This window comes from Pseudomonas sp. FP2294, from assembly GCF_030687625.1.
GTDB lineage: Bacteria > Pseudomonadota > Gammaproteobacteria > Pseudomonadales > Pseudomonadaceae > Aquipseudomonas > Aquipseudomonas shahriarae.
Map to the genome: position 1 here is coordinate 4,278,958 of NZ_CP117441.1, position 22,465 is coordinate 4,301,422.

The window sequence follows — 22,465 nt, forward strand, 5'->3', positions numbered from 1 at the left end:
CAGACTCCTACGCTACAAAACTTACGGGTACGACGCGTACCCAACACAAAACGGCACGCGCTTTGCTATTTATTGGCCATGGACATCAAAACGACAGTTTCCCGACGCCTTCGCTCGCCACAGTACCGCAGATTGCTCTGCGCCTGGACGGCGTTGTTTGCCTTGGGTACCGGCCTTGCAGCCCGTGCCGACAACGTCACCTTGCCTGATCTACTTATCGGCGTCACTCAAGGCTTTCTTGAGTTCACTGTAGAAGATTATCTGGCAACCACACAGACACCGGGCCGTTATGAAATCCAGGTCAACCAGTTGGACCCGCGTTTGCGCATGCCCATGTGTGACAAGGAATTGACAGGCTCCCTGGAAAGCCCCGCCCAGCCCATTGGCCGCGTGACCGTGCGCGTGCGCTGCGACGGCAGTTCGCCCTGGACCGTGTTCGTGCCGGCCCAGGTCCGCCTGTATCGCGACGTGGTGACCGTCACCCGCCCGCTCAAGCGCACCGGCATCATCGGTTTTGAAGACGTGGCCCTGCGCGAACGGGACATCAGCCAGATCAGACAGGGTTACCTCACCTCCGTGGACCAGGCCGTCGGGCAAAAACTGACCCGACCAATGGTCACCGACCAGGTCATCACCCTGGTTCACCTGGAACAGGCAGAAGTGGTGCGCAAGGGCGACCATGTGGTGATATCCGCCAGCAGCGGGGGGCTGAACGTGAAAATGCCGGGGGAAGCCCTGGCCAGTGGCGGGATGAGCGAGCAGATTCGCGTGAAGAACCTCAACTCCAAACGTGTGATCAAGGCTCGGGTAACAGCCCCTGGCCAAGTGGAGGTGGCGCTATAGATCACTGGCGTGGGACGCTGGCTTTTCCTACACTGTGCGCATGATCTGGCGGTGCACAGGTTTATTGTCGATCGCGCCTAAAGTTTGTCCGGGTATGGCCGAAAACATGGCAAGCGTCCAATTACCCAGAGGTTTTTTTAACATGGTCATTGATTTCAGCCGATTGAACAGCGCCCAGGCAACGCCCGGCGGCACGCGTACCAACGCGGCCAAGGACAGCGTTGAAGCCAAGGCCCCGGCACTGCCTGCCAAGGCAGAACAGACCGCTTCGACCCAAAGTGGCGAATCGGTGCATTTGAGCAACGAGGCTCAACAGTTGCAGAAGATCACAGACTCGCTGCGCGATCAGCCGGTGGTCAATAAAGCCCGTGTGGCCGAATTGAAGCAGGCAATTGCCGATGGCAGCTATCAGATCGACAACGACCGTTTAGCCGGCAAAATCATCAAAGCCGAGCGCTAGGCCAAGGCCTGCGCCAGGCTTTTGGACGCTTAAACCCCAAGGCCAGCCATGCACGACGAAAATCTGCTGCAACTGATCAATGAAGACCTGGCTCCGGCGCAACAGTTGCTGGAGCTGCTTCAAGACGAATTCGTGGCCCTGTGCGGCCGCGACATGCGCGTGCTGGAAGACATCCTGGCACGCAAGCAATCGCTGATCATCCTGCTTGAACAACACGGCCAGAAACGCAGCCAGATCCTGCTCAGCCTGGGCCTGCCCGCTGATCACAGCGGCCTGGAACAGCTCGCCAGCCATTCATCGGTCGGTGACCAGTTGCTGGCTCAGAGCGCAGCGCTCAATCAGTTGTTGATCAGTTGCCAGGAGGCCAATGTGCTCAATGGCCAGTCGATCCAACTGCAGCAAGCCACCACCGCCAACCAGTTGCGCATCCTCCACGGTGGCGAACCTCCAGCACTGTATAACGCCCAGGGCTCCACCTCACGGCTGGTCAAGCCCAGCACCCTCAGCCAAGCCTGACGCCGGTTTATCGCGCGCCCTATCAAGGCGCGCCACATACTGGCAAAATGCCGGTTCTTGCGTGTAGTCGTATTTTGTCTGGAGATGGAAGAACCGTGTTCAACACCCTCAACGCGGAAGATGCTCCGCAGCCACCCAAGGTCCTCACCACCCCTCTGGAAATTGCCGGCACCCTGCGGCTGCTGCAAGAGAGCCACGACCCGCTGATCATCACCTTCCACGAACGCAACCAGCGCTTCCAGAGCTACCTGGTGGATGTCGACAAGGACAGCAAGACCCTGAGCCTGGACGAAATGATCCCGCCCGAAGGTGAGCGCTATCTGGAAAATGGCGAAGCATTTCGCATCGAAGGTTTCCACGAAGGCGTGCGCGTGGCCTGGGACAGCAATGGCAGCCTGACCATCGGCACAAAAGACGGCCACCGCATCTACAAGGGCAGCCTGCCTGAAGAAGTGGTCTACCATCAGCGCCGCAATGCCTTTCGTGCGGCATTGAAACTGGCGCAACTGGTGAATATCGAATTGGGCGGCGAGAAACTCAAGGCGCCTCTCAGCGGCAAGTTGCTGGACATCTCCGCCACCGGCTGCAAGCTGCGCTTTGAAGGTGATATCTCCGAGCGCCTGCAATTGGGCCAGGTCTACGACCGCTTTATCGCCGCCCTGCCCTTCGGCAGCATGACCACGGCGGTGGAGTTGCGTTACCTGCACTTTGAAGAAAGGATCAACACCACCTTTGCCGGTGTGCGCTTCCACAACATGAGCGGCCTGGTGCAGCGTCAGGTTGAGCGTTTTGTCTATCAACTGCAGCGCGAGGCGCGCCGGTTCGATAAAGACGACGATATGTAAGCGCCGAACCACAGGCACAAAAAAACGGGCAGCTCCTTGGGGAACTGCCCGTTTTTCGTTTCAGGGACGGGCCCGGCTCAGGTCATGCGGGTGGTCTTCCGGGTCCGGATGCTCCGGCGGCTCGGGCTCAGGTTGTGGCTCCACTTCAGGTTCGGCTTCGGGCGCAGGTTCCGGCGCGGTGGTTTGCATCTGGTCCTGCACCACTTGCTCATCCACACGCGGATCGAGGGCAGCCACCAGGGGCGAGCTGGACATGCTGTCGGGCATCGCCACGTGATGCAGCGGCGCATCGTCCACCTGATGCAGATTGGTCACCGCCTTGGGGCGGATGCGCCAGACCAGGATCAAGGCGCACAAGCTGAAGAACGCATACAGCATCTGGTTGCCGAACAGCTTCATGACCACGCCTGCCAGCAACGGCCCGACACTGGCGCCCACCCCGTAGGTCACCAGCAACATCGCCGTGAGCGAGACCCGGCGATCACCTTCGACATGGTCATTGGAAAATGCCACGGCCAGCGGATACAGGCAGAACTGCACCAGCGAGCACAGGAAGCCGGCTATAAACAGCACTTCCAACGGCACCTGAGTCATGATCGCCAGCGGCAATGCCGCCACCGCCAGGCACAGGGCGAAGCAGCGGATCAGCAGCGCACGGTCATAACGATCCGACAGCCAGCCCAACGGCCACTGCACCAGCAGGCCGGCAAAAATGCAGCTACCCATGAACAGACCGACCTGCTCGGTGCTCAACCCCTGCTGGGCCGCATACAGCGGCGCCAGACCGTAGAAAGAGCCGACGATCAGGCCGGCACCCAACACCGTACTCAGGGACTGCGGCACGCGCTTGATAAAGAAGCGTGGCTCCATGGGCGCCGGATGCAAGGGCGCCGGGTGAATACGCCGAGTCATGGCCACCGGCACCAGGCACAGGGCGAAACACAGCGCCACCAACATCAGCAGCTCAAGCCCCAATTGGGGGTGCATGACCAGAATCAGCTGGCCCAGCACCAGGCCCAGGTAGGAGGCGATCATATAACCGCTGAACACCACGCCCCGCTGCTTGGCGTCGGCCTGCTCGTTGAGCCAGCTCTCGATGACCATGTACTGGCACATCATGCCGAGGCCGACGATTATCCGCAGCACGATCCAGGCCGGCAGCCAATCCACCAGGCCATGGCCCAACACCGCCGCACCGACGATCCCGGCACACGTGGCATAGGCCCGGATATGCCCGACCCGGGCGATCAGGCGATGCCCGATCTTGCCCCCCAGCACCAGGCCAAAATAGTTGGCCGCCATCAGCGCACCGACCCACAGGCTGTCGACGTTATCCGCCGCCAGGCGCAAGGCTAGGTAAGTACTGAGCAGGCCGGAGCCGATCAGCATCATCAAGGAGGCGAAATAAAGGGCTCGAAAAGATTTCCAGATTTGGCGCATCGGCGTTCCGAGCGGCTCCTTGCAGTGGGTGTCAGGCTATTTACACGATAGCCTGAAGACGAAGCCTCGTTAAGCCCAGGCACCTAAGGCACCCGGGAATATTTTGATCCGACAAGCGGGACAACTTCGGGTTTATCGAAGCATGAAGCCTTCGATGAACTCGACACCCAACAGTTCCTTCTTCTGTGAGTTACGTGTCAGACGCACTCAGACCGGGGGCAAGGTACAAGGTCTGCACAATATATCGCGCCCGCCAGCCAGACGGCACTGGCCAAACGGCTAACGAGGCCCTGCTTCTGGAAAAAACCCGAGCGTCAGCGGCTGGCTGCATCAACCCCTTGGCCAGTCTTGAGCCTGCCGTAAAGCGGCAAGGACTGTTTGCTATCAGCCGGATATGTTCGAAGGGTGATCGGTGGCGCTGAGTTCGACGCTATCGCGATACTCCGGCACCGAGACCGACCAGCCCAGCTCCAGGCTGATACGTCGGCGCAGCACATCCGAGGCATTGGGTTCGCCGTGCACCACATAGGTGTGTTTCGGTGGCTGCTTGAACCCGCGAAGCCATTGCATGATTTCATCGGCATCCGCATGTGCCGACAGGGACTGCATCGGCACCACCTCGGCCCTGATGGGCACCTCCTTGCCATGAATACGCACGGAAGGAGCCCCCGCGACAATTTGCGCGCCGCGGGTACCGCCCGCCTGGAAGCCGGGAACCAGCAGCGTATTGATCGGGTTGGGGGCCAACGCCTTGAGGTGGTGGATCACCCGCCCCCCGGTAGCCATGCCGCTGGCAGCGATAATCACCGCCGGCGTGCGCTGCTGGTCCAGGCGGATCGAATCTTCGGTGGTGCGCACAAACTTCGCGACGTGGCACATGCCTTCGCACTCCGGCGCGGTCAAACGGTGTTCGCTGCGAAAACGCTGGTACAACGTGGTGACGTCGGTGGCCATGGGGCTATTGAGATAGATCGGCACATCGGGAATCAAGTGTTGCTGCTTGAGCCGATACAAGTGGTACATCAGCAACTGCGCCCGACCGACGGCGAAGGAAGGTACCAGGGTAATGCCATGGCGCAGCGCGGTGCGGGTGATGACGTCGGCCAATTGCTCCTCTGGCAGCTCGGCCGGGTGCTTGCGGTCACCGTAGGTCGACTCCACCAACAGGTAGTCCGCCTGCTCGATGGTCTCCGGAGCGAACATCAAGGGGTCGTCGGGTCGCCCCAAGTCTCCCGAGCACACAAGCGTAACGCCATCGGCGACCACCTCGACCGTGGCCGCGCCCAATATATGCCCGGCGCCGCGCAGCTGGAGGGTCATGCCGGTGACGATCTCAATCCTGTTATGCAGTTCGATCGGCCGTAACAGCTTCAGCGCTCGCTCGGCGTCCTGTTCGGTATACAGCGGCGCCGCCGGGCTGTGCTTGGAAAAGCCATGCCGATTGGCAAACTCAGCCTCTTCTTCCTGGAGGCGACCACTGTCTAGCAGCAGGATCTTCAGCAGGTCACAGGTCGCAGGCGTGGCATAGACCGGCCCGCGATAGCCATTGCGCACCAGGACCGGTAGATAGCCACTGTGATCCAGGTGGGCATGGGTAAGCACAATCGCATCGAGTTCACCGATCGGAAACGGCAGCGCATCCCAATTGTGCAGCCGCAGCTGTTTATAGCCCTGGAAAAGGCCGCAGTCGATCAGGACATGATGGTCGTGGTGCTGCAGCAGGTACTTACTGCCGGTGACCGTGCCCGCAGCACCGAGAAATGTCATATGCATAGCCGTCTCCATGAATACTCAAGGGAAGTGCCATTGATCGCTCTTAATGACGCAGGTGCAGTTGATTTCAATCAACTGCCTGGGTGACGGGCCGCCAATTCCGTAAATGGCTGATCCGCCCAGGGCCGCCGCGTAATCCACCTCAGTCATCCGAAAATCAAGGATGCCAACACAAGTAGCTGATCCAGATCAGCGCCCAAAGCCCTCAACGACGTAGAAAGGAAGCACCGCGAGATTTATCTGCGCGCGCCGGCCTTTTACATCAGATGGAGGCTCACCCATGCTCACCTTCAAAGACCACAATGATCGGGCGGCGGCAGTTTATGCCACCGTCACCGCAGAACACTGGATCGAAGCGCTCAGGGACGGTCGCCACGTACTGATACGGCCGCTCGAGGACAAGGATCGCGAGCGTGAGTATGCGTTTATCAAACGCTTGTCCCCCGAATCGAGACATATGCGCTTCCTGGCGCAGATCAACGAGCCCAGTGACAGCCTGCTCAATACGTTGATGGACACCGATAAGCAACATCGAGTGGCCTATATCGCGCTGGCGCACGAAAACGGTCATCTGATCGAGATCGGCATCAGCCGTTACGCCGCTACCGGCAAGGATGACTGTGAGTGCGCAGTAACAGTAGCCGATGAATGGGCGCACCTGGGCCTGGGCACTCTACTGATGAAACATTTGATCAACGCCGCCAGCAAGAATGGCTACCGCCGGATGTATTCGGTGGATGCCGCGAGCAATATCCCCATGCGTAACCTGGTCAGAGCCCTGGGCTTCGAGTCATGCATTGATCCCCGTGACCCCCACCAAGTGATCCATAGCCGTCACCTGTAGAGCTACGGCCCCGCGCTGCTGCGCTCAACGCTCCAGCGCGGGGCCGTGGCCTGCTCAGGATTGCAATACCCGCCCGGGCTTGATTGCCAGCACACTGCATGGCGCTCGCTGCAGGAGTTGTTCAGCGGTGGTCCCGAGCAACTTGTTCAACCCCTTGTGCTGAATCGTGCCCATCACAATGATGTCCGTGCGATGCTCGGCAGCGAACTCACAAATACTCAACACCGGGTTGCCCTCGATGAAGTGGCGATACTCTGGCGGTACACCATGGCGTTCAGCCATGGCGGCAAACACTTCCCGCTGAGTCGTGCCCAGCGCCTCATAAATCCCAGTGGCCAGGGGCAAGGCACCAAAGCCCATGTCCTGGACGTAGATCGCCGCCCAGTCATACACATGCATCAACTCAAGGTGGGCATCGCACTCGTTGGCCAGCTTTACCGCTGCGTTGATGATCTGGTCGTTGAACACATTGTCCTGCTCCTCATTGCGCAGCACATCGACGATGGCCAGGATATTGCGCGGCCGAGGGTTGAGCGCGTTGGTCACCAAATGCACAGGTACCGGACAATCGCGCAGTAACTGCCAGTCCAGGGGTGCGAAAAAGATCCGCTGCAAGGCTGATTCTTCCTGCGCATCCTTGATGATCAACGCCAGTGGCATCTCACTGACAAAGTGCAGGATTTCTTCGTAAGGGTGTTGCACCCACACCACTTCGCTGGTGACCTGCACCCCGTGCTGGCTGATCAACCCCGCCTGCTCCGTGAGCCACTGCCTGTGGTTTTGCAAATAACCGTCACGGGCCCGGTTCATTTGTTCAGGGGCGAACAGGCCGGCCACCGCCAAGGCCTGCAAGTAGTCAAATGCGACAATGTGCAAAGGCATTTGCATCGCCTTGGCCAACGCGCCGGCCCGCTCGAACGCGGGTGTACGGGTCAGGGTTGAGGGGGCAATTAACAGTAAACGCTGAGCCTGCGACATGGGACACCTCGGCACGTGGCCTTTTGGTTGCTGACACCTATAGAGTGAACGCACCCGACTCAGCCAACTTGATCTTCATCAGGTACCAGGTTGAATGTGTTTCAAAGAAGCAAGATCCCGGCCCACATGGCCAGCGTCAGCAAGACCTGGCCCGGGATAACGTAAGCGGCGAACCGTCGCCCGCCGCTGATCCACGCCACCAGGCATTTGCTCAGCGTGTTACTGCTGACTGCAATCAGTATAGGAATAGTGGTGGCGCTAAGTGGCAACTGACCGGACTTGGCCAATGTCGAAATTGATGCTGTCGAGGAATGGGCATCGGCGAGGCCGGACAGGGTCGCCGTGAGCATGACTCCGATTTCACCGAAGTGATTGAGCATCACCGACGACAGGAAAGTGATGCCGGTCATGGTCAATGAGACCACCAGCGCCAGCTTGAGATTGAACGCGCCGCCGACCTTGATCGGTTGCCCCACGTCATTCGCAGGCCGGGGAAACATCAAGCACAGTCCATACAGCGCTGTAGCAGCGGCGCCGCACAACAGCGGTCCCCAGATATGACGTAACAGACTGCTGTCGACCGCCCCCATGATCAGCCCGACTTGGGTGACAGTCGCCAGGTTGGAGAAGATCGCGGCGGCACTCAAGACCTTGATGTTCTCCGGCTCCCTGGCGGCGATATTCCCCATGGTGGCAATGGTCACGGTGCTGGAGGCAAATCCCGAAGCAATGGCACTGATTGCATACCCATACCGGGTGCCCAGGGTGCGCACAGCAATATGCCCCACCGCCCCCACTACCATGAGCAATACCGTGAGCGTGCAAATGGTGCGCAGGTTGATCGCGGCGTAGGCGCCGATAAAGCGGTCAGGGACCAGCGGCAGCACCACCAGCGCGGCAGTCGCCAGTACCAGGCCGTCGCGCACTTCCACATCAGTCAGTTGGTTACGGGCAAAGTAGTGCAGCTTCTGTCGATAGGTCAGCAGGCCCGCCATCACCACGGCGATGGCGATGGCCAGTTCGGGCGATGTACTGCACATCGCCCCCAGCAGCAAAACCGTGATCAATGCCACTTCACTGGTGACGCCCGGGTCATCGCTCAGGCTGCGCCAGTACGCCACGGTGACCAGCAACCCAAGGGTTATCGCCACGATCCCGACCAGCAGACCGGCGCCGACCTGCATCGCCACATAACCCAACAGCGCGGTGATCGCAAACGTGCGCAGTCCTGCACAGGCGCGGCCTTGTCCCTGCCCTTTGTGCCGCTCGCGCTCCAGCCCAATGAGCATACCGATCCCCAGTGCGGTTGCCGCGCCTGCCATGCCGAGGGTTTCATTCATGGTTTTGTCATCGATGCTGGCCTTGTCTTGCGACCCACTCGTGACTCCACGAGGTCGGCCGAACCGTTGCAACCATGTCGCTGGGCTATCGAGCTGCGTGGGCCGCTCGCCGGACAGGGGGCGGATCGACATTGATCGGCCAGGCATGCGGCGCGTCTATACGCGTCCGGAGTCGCCTGACGAATGCCTGCGCACCTTCCAGGGTTTTGAACTCCACTGCGACACCTTCCATGTGCACAACCCAGCATGCGGTTGCCTGCTCCTGCGTGATATCAATTAGCATTGACGACCTCCAGACCCCCTCTAACCCCATCTTCACGGCGTAATCGCGACCTTCATCACACCATCCTGCTGGTGAGCAAACAGCTCATAGGCCGCTTCAATGTCGTCGAGCTTGAAACGATGGGTTACCAGGGGTGACAGGTCCACACCGCCGCTGTTAACCACCGCCATCAGCCGGCGCATACGCTCTTTGCCGCCGGGGCACAGGGTCGTGACAATACTGTAGTCCCCGAGCCCGGCGGCGAAGGCATCCAGGGGTATGCGCAAGTCACTGGAATAAACGCCGAGACTGGATAACCGACCACCGGGGCGCAAGACCCGCAAAGCGGACTCGAACGTGCCTTGCGTGCCCAATGCCTCGATGGACACATCCACCCCACGCCCATCGGTCAAGGCCATGATTTGCTCGACGACATTACCGTCCTTGAAGTTGACCACATGGGTGGCCCCCAGGCGCCGCGCAACACTCATCCGCGCAGGCACGGCATCGACGCCAATGATGGTAGTCGCGCCCTTGAGACGCGCGCCGGCCACTGCACAGAGGCCGATTGGCCCGAGGGCGAACACCGCAACGGTATCGCCGATGCTGACCTCGGCGCGCTCTGCCCCGGAAAAACCGGTGGACATAATGTCCGGGCACATCAACACCTGCTCATCGCTGAGGCCGTCCGGAATCGGGCATAAATTGGCGGTGGCGTCTGGCACCAGCACGTACTCCGCCTGGCAACCGTCAATACTATTGCCGAACTTCCAGCCACCCGTGGCGCGAAAACCGTGGCGGGTGTCCGGGCCATCCTGCGAAGCACAGCCACAGAGGCAAGCGTAACTTTGCCCGCTGGGAGTGATGGCACCGGCAATGACCCGCTGCCCTTCGACAAAGCCGCGCACCTGCGAGCCCAACTGCTCAATGACCCCTACGGGCTCATGCCCCACCGTCAGCCCTTTGGCCACCGGATACTCACCGCGCAAGATGTGCACGTCGGTACCGCAGAGGGTCGTCGTGGTAATCCGGATCAAAGCATCCAGAGGCCCCACAGTGGGGATGGGTTTGTCTTCCAGGACGATCCGGTTCTTTTCAACGAAAACAGCCGCTTTCATGGTCGCCATGGTGATCCTCCGCCACTGTGGGTGCGCCAGGTTCGGCACGCCTATAAGACTGCGCCGAGGAAACACTGGAAAGATTGATAATGGTCAACAATTTCGTCGCTGACCGACCGCACGTCGGGTTGCCACCCGATTGCCCCCTGGGTTTGACAAAGATCAACCCGACCTCCCGCAGTCCGCCACACTCTAATTGCGAGGTTTCAGGTTCCAATGGCTGCGCGGCGATTGGGGCGGGCACCTGCGCATTTACCTACGGGAGAGATGTCATGTCTGATCAATCACGCTTCATGTTGGTCGTCCCACCCTTGATGGAGAACAGCCCCGCTTTTGATCGAGCCGCCGCCCTGGCCAAGGCTGCGGATGCGGCATTGCACATCGTGGCATTTGACTATCTCGAGGGGCTGGCAACGGCCGGGCTGGTCAACGAGCAAGCGCTGGAGCAAATGCGCATCGGCTATGTCGAACGCCATCGCCAATGGTTGGAAGACCAGGCCCGCCCGTTGCGCAGAATCGGGGTGCATGTCACCACTGAAGTGGTCTGGGTGAACGACCCCTTGCAGGAAATCCTCATCCACCTCAAAGAACAACCCATGGCGGTGTTGATCAAGGCGCTGGAGCATGAATCGCTGCTTTCACGCCTGATGTTTACGCCACTGGATGTCCACCTGTTGCGCGAATGCCCGGTACCCTTGCATTTCGTCAGCCATATGCACCACGCCCTGCCCCGCAAGATCATCGCTGCAGTAGACCCTTTTCATCGCGACGGGCAATACAAAGATTTCAACGACACCATTGTGCAAGAGGCCGCGAAACTAGCGAGCATCTGTCACGCAGAACTAGACGTCATTTATGCCCACGACCTTTCAGCTATCAGTGCCGATGAATTCGGTTTCGAAAATGGCGCAAGCTTCTTCTCCTCCAGCAAAGCCCGGACACTGTTTGATGCCCAGGCCGATGCCTTCCACGAACTGGCGGAGCGCAACGGTATTCCACCGGAGCGCCAGCACATGATCATGGGCAACCCCGCCAAGGTGCTTGCCAGCTACGCGAGTGCCTATGAGACCGATGTGATTGTGATGGGCCGAATAGGCCATCGGGCCATGGACCGATTAATCGGCAGCACTGTGGAACACCTGCTGTACAAGATGCCCTGCAGCGCTTGGGTGATTTCTCCGCAGGAGTTGCTTTGAAGGCAGGGTGGGATGTGGGGCTGGCGGGGCTGGGCGGGAGAGAAAAATGGGGGCCCCGCCCTAGCGCTCGGCCTGGACGTTCGGGAAGTGGAGATAAGCCCCTAATCTTAATGGCGTCAGGCAATCGCCATGCTACTCAACGTCTGTAGCCTTGAAGTCATCACTTGGAAATGATGCTCCAACATTCCAACAAAGTTCCGACGAAGGGTCAGTTTTCAATCAGCCCGACAGTCGAGGCAGGCTGCACCAGCCAGTTAACCCAATCGAGGTGACAAAGCGCAGAACGAATCCTGAGCCGGGGAGGATGTGCTTTGAAATGCCTTGCGCATGTCTTTCACTGGCCCGGCTATAGCCCAAACCGAGGGTGAAGTGCGAGAAAAGCTCAAACCCGGCTAAATATGGTGTCCCAGGGCCGGTTCGAACGGCCAACCTTCCCCTTAGGAGGGGGATGCTCTATCCAATTGAGCTACTGGGACTAATGACAGGCGCTGGGCCAGACGGCGTTGCGACGGACGGCGTGCATGTTAACGGTCAGGGTGGGTTTTGTCATGTCGTCCGTCAGCTTTTTAGGCGTAAGCCTTTATCCCACCCAATCGGCGATAAGCCGTTGCCCACGGGCCTGCCGAGCCCATCGTGCAAAATGCATTGGCGCGAAATGCCATCATTGCATATTGCAATGAGCCATACTTTTGAGATCAACTTAAGTTATTGTTTTAAAAGGATTTAAATCAAAATAATAGCTGGCATGATGACTGCACTCTATGTACTTATAAAACTGTCCTGCACGTGAACACGGGGAAAGACCCATGAACAGCACCCTTCTGCTTCTGAACGCCGTGGCCTTGGCCGTACTGGTGACATTCCACTTCCAGGCCGGCAACGACAGCGATTCAGCGCAGATCAGCCAAACGGGCAGCCACCACGCTCAACAACGGCCTCAACTGGCCCTGATGACAGGCGATGGACAATCATCGGTGCACCTGGCACAGGGTGCACAGGCCGCCAGCTCTTCTGAACACCTGATTTTCTAAGCGAGCCCATCATGACCAAGACAGTCTGGCTATTTCTGATCCTGGCCCTTGCCACCGGTATTCTGGGACTCAACCTTCCGTCGAATGACTGGCAAGCCCTTTGCCTGGGCGCCTGTGCCCTATTCACAGTCGCGCTGGTGATCGCCATGGTCGTCGGGCGTCGCTTCAAGTTCGACCCGATCCTGCGCTGACCCTGCCTGTGACGAGAGATTGATACCGTCTCAATCCTGCTCGCCTGACCGCCCTACCTTATGTCGCCCCGGCTCGCAAATCGGCCATTTGCCACTAGTCTTAAAATTAAGGGCAAAAGGCCACATTGCTATAGGATATGCGCCCGAAAACCCCATCGGAGCGAGAGCCTGCGGCCCGGTTCTTGCGCAGAAAAGTTTTCCAACCAGTCCGCAAATTTGAAAATGAGTACTGGCACAAAGCCTGTAGTAAGCTCAATATTTGTCACAGAATTGACGCCAAGGAACCGGCAAAACTGAGGCATGATGCGGCCTCTTTGCAATTCGGGTTGAACATTTGTCCGCAAGCCTTGTCCTAACACACATGTTGCGGCCAATTCCAAAAACCGCTCCCCTGAACTAACCGGTTAAATATATGCGCCCATTGAAACAGGCAATTTATTCCAGCCGTACGGCTGACAAGTTCGTCGTACGTCTGCCAGACGGAATGCGGGAACGCATTGCCGAGGTGGCTCGCAATCATCATCGCAGCATGAACTCTGAAATTATCGCGCGCATGGAGCAAAGCCTTATTCAGGAAGGCGCGTTGGGTGATGAGCCGAGCATGCGTATGGACAGCCCGGAGCTGTCACTGCACGAACGCGAGCTGCTACAGCGGTTTCGCCAACTGTCCCACCGCCAGCAAAATGCGCTTGTGTCGCTGATTGCTCATGACGTTGAGGCAGCCGCAGAAGCCGAATAATCGGCAACTGAAAGCTGAAGCCAGCCTTGCGCTGGCTTTTTTTTGCCCGGGATTTTTACTTTTGTGCAGGAGCCGGCGTGCCGGCTCCCAATAGGTTCAAAGCAGGAAGATCGTCGCCAGCCCCAGGAAGATGAAGAAGCCGCCACTGTCGGTCATGGCCGTGATCATCACACTGGCCCCCATCGCAGGATCGCGCCCGAGGCGCGCCAGGGTCATGGGGATCAATACCCCCATCAGTGCCGCCAGCAATAGGTTAAGGGTCATGGCCGCGGTCATGACCACGCCCAGGGACCAACTGCCATACAGCAGGTAGGCCACCACGCCGATCACGCCACCCCATACCAGACCATTGATCAGGCCCACAGCCAGCTCCTTGCGCATCAGGCGCGAGGTGTTGCCGGTGCTTACCTGATCCAGGGCCATCGCCCGCACGATCATGGTGATGGTCTGGTTACCCGAGTTACCCCCAATACCGGCGACAATCGGCATCAGTGCCGCCAACGCCACCAGCTTCTCGATAGAGCCCTCGAACAGACCAATCACCCGCGAGGCAATGAACGCAGTGACCAGGTTGACCGCCAGCCACGCCCAACGGTTGCTCAGGGAGCGCCAGACTGACGCAAAAATATCTTCCTCTTCACGCAGACCCGCCATGTTGAGGACTTCGTTTTCGCTTTCCTCACGGATCAGGTCGACCATCTCGTCGATGGTCAAACGGCCAATCAGCTTGCCGTTCTTGTCGACCACCGGGGCCGAAATCAAGTCATAACGCTCGAATGCCTGGGCGGCATCGTAGGCGTCTTCATCAGGATGAAAGCTCACCGGGTCGCTGGCCATGACCTCAGCCACTTGTTTGTCCGGGTCGTTGACCAGCAGGCGCTTGATCGGCAGCACGCCCTTGAGGATGCCGTCGTAGTCCACCACAAACAGCTTGTCGGTATGCCCTGGCAGCTCCTTGAGACGCCGCAGGTAACGCAAGACCACTTCCAGGCTGACATCCTCTCGGATGGTGACCATTTCGAAGTCCATCAATGCGCCGACCTGTTCCTCGTCATAGGACAACGCGGAGCGCACACGCTCACGCTGTTGACCATCGAGGGTCTCCATCAGCTCATGGACAACATCACGGGGCAGTTCAGGGGCCAGGTCGGCCAGTTCGTCAGCGTCCATCTCCTTGGCGGCGGCCAGGAGCTCGTGATCGTCCATGTCGGCGATCAGGGTTTCACGAACCGAATCGGATACCTCGAGAAGGATGTCGCCATCACGATCCGCCTTGACCAACTGCCAAAGCGTCAGACGGTCGTCCAGCGGCAGGGCTTCAAGGATGTAGGCAACGTCGGCAGAGTGCAGGTCATCGAGCTTGCGCTGCAACTCGACGAGATTCTGCCGATGGACCAGGTTCTCGACCCGGTCTTGATGAGGGCCTTCCTGGCGATGGGTCAGATCTTCGACCACACGCTGGCGCTGCAGCAGCTCAACGACTTGAGCCAGGCGATCCTGCAGGCTTTCTTGTGTTTTCTTTACTTCTACTTCGGTCATAGGCGAACTCCACTCCCAGCAGCGGGGCACGCCGGAAGGATCAATCAGTCAATTCATGATTGGTAAAACGGGGTACTGAGTAACTACTGGGTAAGTCCATGGAGGTATTCCACAAGCCCCGGCGGGGCTGACGGGCGCAATGATACACCGCCCGGCCGTTTTAAACGTTAAAAAACTGGAAAGAACAAGCGCTTGCGCAACAAAGCTGAGTGTTGGCCACACGTATGAAACTGCGACGACGCTGACAGAAAAGAAAACACATGGCCGAGAGAAAAACATGCAGGCCGCAGACGATTCCTACACAAGCACACCCCCACGGGAAAATAAAAACCCCAGACGGCAAAAAGCCCGCACTAGGCGGGCTTTTTGTTTGTATGGTGCACTCGACAGGATTCGAACCTGTGACCGCTCGGTTCGTAGCCGAGTACTCTATCCAGCTGAGCTACGAGTGCAGATTGTGGTTTTATACCAGATCACAACTGGTTGAAGCCAAGTTATCTGCATTGCTGCAACTAACTCTTAAATGGTGCACTCGACAGGATTCGAACCTGTGACCGCTCGGTTCGTAGCCGAGTACTCTATCCAGCTGAGCTACGAGTGCATTTGTTGCCGCGCATTATAGGCCGTTCAATCTCTATGTAAAGCTATTTTTTCGTTTAGTTTCAAGCACTTAGCGAAAAAACCAGATTGCAACGTACTAAGCAAATAATGGCGGAGAACGGGGGATTCGAACCCCCGACACCCTTTTGAGGTGTACTCCCTTAGCAGGGGAGCGCCTTCGGCCACTCGGCCAGCTCTCCGCAACACGGGGCGTATATTAACCAGCTTCATCCCCGTTTGCAAACATAAAAAACGATAAAAATTAATGGCTTGGTTCGTCGTCCTTCTCTTTCTTGATCCGCAGGTAGATTTCCTCACGGTGGACGGCCACCTCTTTGGGGGCATTGACCCCAATCCGCACTTGATTGCCTTTGACGCCGAGCACGGTCACGGTGATTTCGCCATCACCAATAATCAGGCTTTCTGCGCATCGACGAGTCAGAATCAGCATACCTTTCTCCTCACGCATTTCATTTCGGGAACAACAGTCTGCAAAAAAAGGCCCTGGGCCTATGACCAAACGGCCATGGACCTGCACGCCTTAGTATTGTCGAGCACGGGCAAAAGAACAGGCTTGCGCCCTCACCCGACAAAAAAGAAAGGCGCGGATCAACCGCGCCTTCCTGGCAACGCGTTACTCGCCCTGTCGGGCCGGCGCGTCTAGTTCGAAAGCGGTGTGCAGTGCACGCACAGCCAGTTCCAGGTACTTCTCTTCGATCACCACCGATACCTTGATCTCCGACGTGGAGATCATCTGGATATTGATGGTTTCCTTGGCCAGGGATTCGAACATGCGGCTGGCAACACCCGCATGGGAGCGCATGCCCACACCGACGATCGAGACCTTGGCGATCTTGGTGTCGCCGACCACTTCACGAGCACCGATTTCCTTGGCAGTGTTCTGCAGGATACGTTCGGCCGCATCGTACTCGTTGCGGTGCACAGTGAAGGTGAAGTCGGTGGTGTTATCGTGCGCAACGTTCTGCACGATCATGTCGACTTCAATGTTCGCGCCGCTGATAGGCCCGAGAATCTTGAACGCCACGCCCGGGGTGTCTGGCACGCCACGGATGGTCAGCTTGGCTTCATCGCGATTAAAAGCGATGCCGGAAATGATCGGCTGTTCCATGGATTCCTCTTCATCAATAGTAATGAGGGTGCCCGGACCCTCTTTAAAGCTGTGCAATACGCGCAGCGGTACGTTGTACTTGCCAGCGAACTCCACCGCACGGATCTGCAGCACCTTGGACCCGAGGCTGGCCATTTCCAGCATCTCTTCGAAGGTGATCTTGTCCAGGCGCTGGGCCACGGACACGACGCGCGGGTCGGTGGTGTAGACGCCGTCCACATCGGTATAGATCTGGCATTCGTCAGCCTTCAAGGCTGCCGCCAGCGCCACACCGGTGGTGTCGGAACCGCCACGGCCCAGGGTCGTGATATTGCCGTGCTCGTCGACGCCCTGGAAACCGGCGACAACCACCACGCGACCAGCCTTCAGGTCACCACGAATCTTCTGGTCGTCGATCTGCAGGATGCGCGCCTTGGTATGCGCGCTGTCCGTCAGGATCCGTACCTGGGTGCCCGTGTAGGACACCGCCGGCACGCCACGCTTGTTCAGCGCCATGGCCAGCAGGGCAATGGTCACCTGCTCACCGGTGGACACGATCACATCCAGCTCACGCGCCAGCGGCGCCTGATCGCCACTGATTTGCTTGGCCAGGTCGATCAGGCGATTGGTCTCGCCGCTCATGGCCGACAGCACCACCACCAGGTCGTCGCCGGCATCGCGGAATTTCTTAACCTTGTCGGCGACCTGCTCGATTCTTTCGACAGAGCCGACCGAGGTGCCTCCAAATTTCTGTACGATCAAAGCCATTTCTAAGCCGCCTCAGCCCGTAAAGGAGCGCCCAATAAACAAATCTTCCAGCAGCTAAGCGAGCCCATGACTAGACCATGGGCTCATTAACAGCGCCTTAAATACCGGCCTCGACAAACGGCACGGTCAGGGCCAGGGCCGCGTCCAGGGCTCCGGCGTCTACACCACCGCCTTGTGCCATGTCCGGACGACCACCGCCCTTCCCGCCCACTGCCGCGGCGGCTTGCTTCATCAAATCACCGGCTTTGAGTTGGCCAGTCAGGTCTTTGGTTACACCGGCAACCAGTACGACCTTTTCCTCATGGACACTGCCGAGCAGGATCACTGCGCGACCGAGCTTGTTCTTCAACTGATCGACCAAGGCCAACAGCGCCTTGCCATCTTGACCGTCCAGACGTGCAGTCAGAACCTTCACGCCCTTGATGTCCAGGGCCGAGGCCGACAAATCGTCGCCCGCGGCGCTGGCCGCCTTGGCCTGCAACTGCTCCAGCTGTTTTTCCAGCTGGCGGTTGCGCTCCAGTACGGCAGAGAGCTTGTCGATCAGGTTGTCACGGCTGCCCTTGACCAGGGTCGCCGCTTCCTTGAGTTGTTCTTCGGCCGCATTCAGGTAGGCCAGGGCCGCAGCGCCGGTCACTGCCTCGATACGCCGTACACCGGAAGCCACACCGCCTTCGCTGGTGATTTTCAGCAGGCCGATGTCGCCGGTGCGCGCGGCGTGGATACCGCCACACAGCTCCACGGAGAAGCTGCCGCCCATGCTCAGCACGCGCACTTCGTCGCCGTACTTCTCGCCAAACAGCGCCATGGCGCCTTTTTTCTTGGCGGTTTCAATATCGGTTTCTTCAGTTTCTACCGGGGTGTTCTTGCGAATCTCGGCGTTGACGATATCTTCCAGTGCCTTCAATTGCTCAGGCTTGATCGCTTCAAAATGGCTGAAGTCGAAGCGCAGGCGCTGGCTGTCGACCAACGAACCCTTCTGCTGGACGTGCTCGCCCAATACCTGGCGCAGCGCGGCGTGCAGCAAGTGGGTGGCCGAATGGTTCAAGGCGGTTGCATGCCGCACCTCAGCATCAACCTGAGTTTCTACCGGAGCGCCGACCGTCAGGTTACCCAGCACCAACACACCGTGATGCAGGAAAGCACCGCCGGTCTTGGTGGTGTCGCGCACGTCGAAACGACCGGATGTCGAACGCAAGAAACCACAGTCACCGACCTGGCCGCCGGATTCGGCGTAGAACGGCGTCTGATCGAGCACCACGACCGCCTCTTCGCCTTCGCTCAAGACATCGACCGACTTGCCATCTTTATAGATAGCCACGATCTTGGCCGAGCCGACGGTAGCGTGATAGCCGGTGAACTCGGTCGCCACGTCAACCTTGACCAGGGTGTTGTAGTCCAGGCCAAAAGAGCTCGCGGAACGAGCGCGTACACGCTGGGCTTCCATCTCACGCTCGAAACCAACCTCATCGACCGTCAGTTCACGCTCGCGGGCGATGTCGGCCGTCAGGTCCATCGGGAAGCCATAGGTGTCATACAGCTTGAACACCACATCACCCGGCACCACGGTACCTTTGAGCTCAGCCAGGTCCTGTTCCAGGATCTTCAGGCCGTGCTCCAGAGTCTTGGAGAACTGCTCTTCTTCAGCCTTGAGCACGCGCTCGATGTTGGCTTGCTGCTGCTTGAGTTCCGGGAAGGCTTCGCCCATCTCGGCCACCAGCGCGGCAACGATTTTGTAGAAGAAGCTACCCGTGGCGCCCAACTTGTTACCGTGGCGGCAGGCACGACGGATGATGCGGCGCAGCACATAGCCACGGCCTTCGTTGGAAGGCAGCACGCCGTCGGCAATCAGGAAACCGCAAGAACGGATATGGTCCGACACCACTTTGAGCGAAGACTGGTTGTCGTTGGCGCAGCCAATGGCCGCGGCCGACGCGCTCAGCAGGTTCTTGAACAGGTCGATTTCGTAGTTGGAGTGAACGTGCTGCATCACCGCGCTGATCCGCTCCAGGCCCATACCGGTATCGACCGACGGCGCAGGCAGCGGATGCAACACGCCATCGGCGGTGCGGTTGAACTGCATGAACACGTTGTTCCAGATCTCGATGTAACGGTCACCGTCTTCTTCCGGCGAGCCCGGCGGGCCACCCCAGATGTCGGCGCCATGATCGTAGAAAATCTCGGTGCACGGGCCGCACGGGCCGGTATCGCCCATGGTCCAGAAGTTGTCGGAGGCGTAAGGCGCGCCCTTGTTGTCGCCGATGCGAATCATGCGTTCGACCGGCACACCGATCTGCTGGGTCCAGATGTCGTAGGCTTCGTCATCGGTGGCGTAGACGGTGACCCAGAGTTTTTCCTTCGGCAGCTTCAGCACGCCAGTGAGGAAGGTCCAGGCGAAGTTGATCGCGTCTTGCTTGAAATAATCGCCAAAGCTGAAGTTGCCGAGCATTTCGAAAAAGGTGTGGTGACGGGCGGTGTAGCCAACATTCTCCAGGTCGCTGTTCTTGCCGCCGGCGCGCACGCACTTCTGGCTGCTGGTGGCGCGGGTGTAGGCGCGCTTTTCCTGGCCCAGGAAGCAGTCCTTGAACTGGTTCATCCCCGCGTTAGTGAACAGCAGGGTAGGGTCATTGCCTGGGATCAAGGAGCTGGAGGCGACACGGGTGTGACCTTGCTCTTCGAAGAAGCGAAGGAAGGCTTCACGGATTTCTGCGCTTTTCATTAGGTTCTTCCACGGAGGCTGCGGCCAAAGGCCAGTGCTAAACGTCATCAGACGGAGCGACGGCAAAGGGCCGCATTATATCGGCCCTTTGCCCGTGGTACAGCGTGTTTATACGATAGAAACAGTCAATTAGACGGTCTGCACGGTCATTTCCGGGAAAACTCGACAAATGTCGCCAGCACTTGCTCGATCTGCGCCCGGCTGACGTCCAGGTGCGTGACCATGCGCAGGCGCGGCGCGGCGCTCAACTTGATCCCACGGGCCTCGGCAAACGCCTTCAGGGCCTGGGCCTGCTCGCCGATCTGCACGTAGACCATATTGGTCTGCACCGGCTCCACGCTGTAGCCGGCCTTGCGCAGCTCGTCGCCCAGCCAGTGGGCATTGGCATGGTCGTCGGCCAGGCGCGCCACCTGATGGTCCAGGGCATACAGCCCGGCCGCCGCCAGCGAGCCGGCCTGGCGCATGCCGCCGCCGACCATCTTGCGCAAACGACGGGCCTTGGCGATCAACGCACTGGAGCCACACAGCACCGAGCCAACCGGCGCGCCAAGGCCCTTGGACAGGCACACCGAAACCGAATCGAAGTGCTGGGTAATCTCCCGGGCATCCACGCCCAGCTTGACGGCCGCGTTGTACAGGCGCGCGCCGTCCAGGTGCAGGGCCAGGCCGTGCTCACGGGTAAATGCGCGGGCAGCGGCCAGGTAGCTGATGGGCAAGACTTTGCCCTGCATGGTGTTTTCCAGGGCCAACAGCCGGGTGCGGGCGAAGTGGAAGTCGTCCGGTTTGATCGCCTCTGCGACCTGGGCCAGATCCAGCGAACCGTCGGCCTGGACTTCCAGGGGCTGCGGCTGGATCGAACCCAGCACCGCCGCGCCGCCGCCTTCGTATTTGTAGGTGTGGGCCTGCTGGCCGACGATGTATTCCTCGCCCCGCTCGCAGTGGGCCATCAGCGCCAACAGGTTGCTCATGGTACCGGTAGGCACGAACAGCGCCGCAGCGAAGCCCAGGCGCTTGGCCAGTTCGGCCTCCAGCAGGTTGACGCTGGGGTCTTCACCGTAGACATCATCGCCGCTGGGGGCGTCGGCCATGGCAGCTCGCATGCCAGGGGTGGGTTGGGTCACGGTGTCACTACGAAGATCAATAACCGACATCAAATCTGCCTCTGCGAGTGGGGAATCCCCTGTTGTAACCGATTACTGCGGGCATCACCGGCAAATATCAAGCCGGCTCCTGGATGGAGCTGCCAGCAAACCTGTCGATAGTCGATATTAACAAGCACCCTATGCAGTTTTTCGAAATGTATGGTAAAAACTCTCCGCCGCCAGGGTTCTGGCGGCAACGTTCTCAGGGCGGGGTGCAATTCCCCACCGGCGGTAATTGCGCGCAATGCGCATAGCCCGCGAGCGCTTGGCGCCTCGAACTGCTCACGCGGGACGGCGGCAAGGTCAGCAGACCCGGTGTGATCCCGGGGCCGACGGTCATAGTCCGGATGAAGAGAGAACGGGATTGGCGCCTAAGGGCCGAACGCTGATGGCATGCCTGCATGCCCCAGCCGCTCGCACCCTTAAATCCCATTCGATTCATAACGCCCTGTTTTTTTCATAAACAGGAGTCAGAACATGCAACCCACCGCAATCGACAGCAAGAGCAAGAACCACCACGGTGAGCGCGTCGCGTTTATCCAGGCTTGCTGGCACAAAGATATTGTTGATCAAAGCCGTAAAGGCTTCCTCGCCGAAATGCTCGTCCAGGGCTACCAGGAGTCGGATATCGACTTCTTTGAAGTCGGCGGCGCCTTTGAAATGCCCCTGCACGCCAAGCTGCTGGCCAAGTCCGGCCGTTACGCCGGCATCGTCGCTGCCGCCCTGGTGGTGGACGGCGGGATCTATCGCCATGAGTTCGTCGCGCAATCGGTGGTCAGCGGCCTGATGCAGGTGCAGTTGGAAACCGAAGTGCCGGTGTTCTCGGTGTCCCTCACGCCGCATCATTTCCACGCGGGCAGCGAGCACCACAACTTCTTCTTTGAGCACTTTGTGCACAAGGGCAAGGAAGCCGCGCAGACCTGCGCCGACACCCTGCACAAGATCCGCGCGATCCGTCGCAATGAGCCGCGTGCTGTAGCGGTTTAAGCGACACTGCAAAGCAAATGTGGGAGCGG

20 protein-coding genes, 4 tRNA genes and 1 riboswitch are annotated in these 22,465 nt (G+C 59.1%); of the genes, 10 read left to right on the top strand and 14 right to left on the bottom strand.

What is annotated here, in order from left to right:
- Positions 1 to 78 precede the first annotated feature (78 nt).
- The 4 genes from flgA (at position 79) to PSH73_RS19090 (ending at position 2,664) form a co-directional block, all read left to right on the top strand.
- Positions 79 to 843 (top strand): flagellar basal body P-ring formation chaperone FlgA, encoded by a 765-nt coding sequence (flgA, locus tag PSH73_RS19075; RefSeq protein ID WP_057960431.1) that lies wholly within the window; start codon positions 79 to 81, stop codon positions 841 to 843.
- Positions 844 to 985: 142 nt separating this feature from the next.
- A complete protein-coding gene (gene flgM, locus PSH73_RS19080; protein ID WP_057960432.1) occupies positions 986 to 1,303 on the top strand; it encodes a flagellar biosynthesis anti-sigma factor FlgM in 318 nt (105 codons plus the stop codon).
- A gap of 48 nt (positions 1,304 to 1,351) precedes the next feature.
- The gene (locus tag PSH73_RS19085) at positions 1,352 to 1,819 is read left to right on the top strand and encodes a flagella synthesis protein FlgN (protein ID WP_057439691.1); all 468 of its coding nucleotides are present in this window, start codon (positions 1,352 to 1,354) and stop codon (positions 1,817 to 1,819) included.
- A 95-nt stretch (positions 1,820 to 1,914) separates the two neighbouring features.
- Positions 1,915 to 2,664 (top strand): flagellar brake protein, encoded by a 750-nt coding sequence (locus PSH73_RS19090; protein ID WP_120733932.1) that lies wholly within the window; start codon positions 1,915 to 1,917, stop codon positions 2,662 to 2,664.
- A 60-nt stretch (positions 2,665 to 2,724) separates the two neighbouring features.
- On the opposite strand, the gene PSH73_RS19095 is transcribed toward PSH73_RS19090, so the two are convergent.
- Entirely contained in the window at positions 2,725 to 4,104 is a 1,380-nt protein-coding gene (locus PSH73_RS19095) for an MFS transporter (protein ID WP_057960434.1), read from the bottom strand.
- 384 nt (positions 4,105 to 4,488) lie between these two features.
- Positions 4,489 to 5,877, bottom strand: coding sequence for an MBL fold metallo-hydrolase RNA specificity domain-containing protein (locus PSH73_RS19100; protein WP_120733934.1), 1,389 nt, complete (start codon positions 5,875 to 5,877; stop codon positions 4,489 to 4,491).
- Positions 5,878 to 6,157: 280 nt separating this feature from the next.
- On the opposite strand from PSH73_RS19100, the gene PSH73_RS19105 reads away from it, so the two are divergent.
- Positions 6,158 to 6,721: a GNAT family N-acetyltransferase gene (locus tag PSH73_RS19105; RefSeq protein ID WP_120733936.1), complete on the top strand. Its 564-nt coding sequence runs from the start codon at positions 6,158 to 6,160 to the stop codon at positions 6,719 to 6,721.
- 54 nt (positions 6,722 to 6,775) lie between these two features.
- Here PSH73_RS19105 and PSH73_RS19110 read toward each other — a convergent pair whose 3' ends face one another.
- The 3 genes from PSH73_RS19110 to PSH73_RS19120 form a co-directional block, all read right to left on the bottom strand.
- The gene (locus PSH73_RS19110; protein WP_120733938.1) at positions 6,776 to 7,699 is read right to left on the bottom strand and encodes a universal stress protein; all 924 of its coding nucleotides are present in this window, start codon (positions 7,697 to 7,699) and stop codon (positions 6,776 to 6,778) included.
- 101 nt (positions 7,700 to 7,800) lie between these two features.
- Positions 7,801 to 9,039: a DUF4010 domain-containing protein gene (locus PSH73_RS19115; RefSeq protein WP_120733940.1), complete on the bottom strand. Its 1,239-nt coding sequence runs from the start codon at positions 9,037 to 9,039 to the stop codon at positions 7,801 to 7,803.
- 315 nt (positions 9,040 to 9,354) lie between these two features.
- Positions 9,355 to 10,428 (bottom strand): NAD(P)-dependent alcohol dehydrogenase, encoded by a 1,074-nt coding sequence (locus PSH73_RS19120; RefSeq protein ID WP_057444072.1) that lies wholly within the window; start codon positions 10,426 to 10,428, stop codon positions 9,355 to 9,357.
- 263 nt (positions 10,429 to 10,691) lie between these two features.
- Here PSH73_RS19120 and PSH73_RS19125 point away from each other — a divergent pair, with 263 nt between their 5' ends.
- On the top strand, positions 10,692 to 11,615 hold the full coding sequence (locus PSH73_RS19125; RefSeq protein ID WP_057960439.1) for a universal stress protein: 924 nt from the start codon (positions 10,692 to 10,694) through the stop codon (positions 11,613 to 11,615).
- 399 nt (positions 11,616 to 12,014) lie between these two features.
- On the opposite strand, the gene PSH73_RS19130 is transcribed toward PSH73_RS19125, so the two are convergent.
- Positions 12,015 to 12,091, bottom strand: a tRNA-Arg gene (locus tag PSH73_RS19130).
- Positions 12,092 to 12,421: 330 nt separating this feature from the next.
- Here PSH73_RS19130 and PSH73_RS19135 point away from each other — a divergent pair.
- From PSH73_RS19135 to PSH73_RS19145, 3 genes are all read left to right on the top strand, one after another.
- The gene (locus PSH73_RS19135; RefSeq protein ID WP_305461199.1) at positions 12,422 to 12,646 is read left to right on the top strand and encodes a hypothetical protein; all 225 of its coding nucleotides are present in this window, start codon (positions 12,422 to 12,424) and stop codon (positions 12,644 to 12,646) included.
- 11 nt (positions 12,647 to 12,657) lie between these two features.
- The gene (locus tag PSH73_RS19140; RefSeq protein ID WP_057960441.1) at positions 12,658 to 12,837 is read left to right on the top strand and encodes a PA3371 family protein; all 180 of its coding nucleotides are present in this window, start codon (positions 12,658 to 12,660) and stop codon (positions 12,835 to 12,837) included.
- Positions 12,838 to 13,249: 412 nt separating this feature from the next.
- Positions 13,250 to 13,576 (top strand): Arc family DNA-binding protein, encoded by a 327-nt coding sequence (locus tag PSH73_RS19145; RefSeq protein ID WP_057439705.1) that lies wholly within the window; start codon positions 13,250 to 13,252, stop codon positions 13,574 to 13,576.
- 96 nt (positions 13,577 to 13,672) lie between these two features.
- On the opposite strand, the gene mgtE is transcribed toward PSH73_RS19145, so the two are convergent.
- The 8 genes from mgtE to ltaE all read right to left on the bottom strand — a co-directional run bounded on the left by mgtE (position 13,673) and on the right by ltaE (position 21,458).
- Positions 13,673 to 15,115 (bottom strand): magnesium transporter, encoded by a 1,443-nt coding sequence (mgtE, locus tag PSH73_RS19150; RefSeq protein WP_057960442.1) that lies wholly within the window; start codon positions 15,113 to 15,115, stop codon positions 13,673 to 13,675.
- A 375-nt stretch (positions 15,116 to 15,490) separates the two neighbouring features.
- A tRNA-Arg gene (locus PSH73_RS19155) sits at positions 15,491 to 15,567 on the bottom strand.
- A gap of 72 nt (positions 15,568 to 15,639) precedes the next feature.
- Positions 15,640 to 15,716 (bottom strand) — tRNA-Arg (locus PSH73_RS19160).
- A gap of 108 nt (positions 15,717 to 15,824) precedes the next feature.
- Positions 15,825 to 15,915: transfer RNA gene (locus tag PSH73_RS19165), tRNA-Ser, on the bottom strand.
- Between the two features lie 62 nt (positions 15,916 to 15,977).
- Positions 15,978 to 16,166, bottom strand: coding sequence for a carbon storage regulator CsrA (csrA, locus tag PSH73_RS19170; protein ID WP_003178872.1), 189 nt, complete (start codon positions 16,164 to 16,166; stop codon positions 15,978 to 15,980).
- 183 nt (positions 16,167 to 16,349) lie between these two features.
- Positions 16,350 to 17,591, bottom strand: coding sequence for an aspartate kinase (locus PSH73_RS19175; RefSeq protein ID WP_057439706.1), 1,242 nt, complete (start codon positions 17,589 to 17,591; stop codon positions 16,350 to 16,352).
- Between the two features lie 97 nt (positions 17,592 to 17,688).
- Positions 17,689 to 20,307, bottom strand: coding sequence for an alanine--tRNA ligase (alaS, locus tag PSH73_RS19180; RefSeq protein WP_057960444.1), 2,619 nt, complete (start codon positions 20,305 to 20,307; stop codon positions 17,689 to 17,691).
- Positions 20,308 to 20,453: 146 nt separating this feature from the next.
- Positions 20,454 to 21,458, bottom strand: coding sequence for a low-specificity L-threonine aldolase (gene ltaE, locus PSH73_RS19185; protein ID WP_057439708.1), 1,005 nt, complete (start codon positions 21,456 to 21,458; stop codon positions 20,454 to 20,456).
- Between the two features lie 185 nt (positions 21,459 to 21,643).
- A riboswitch (FMN riboswitch) is annotated at positions 21,644 to 21,813 on the top strand.
- A gap of 113 nt (positions 21,814 to 21,926) precedes the next feature.
- On the opposite strand from ltaE, the gene PSH73_RS19190 reads away from it, so the two are divergent.
- Entirely contained in the window at positions 21,927 to 22,436 is a 510-nt protein-coding gene (locus PSH73_RS19190) for a 6,7-dimethyl-8-ribityllumazine synthase (RefSeq protein ID WP_057960446.1), read from the top strand.
- Positions 22,437 to 22,465: the final 29 nt, after the last annotated feature.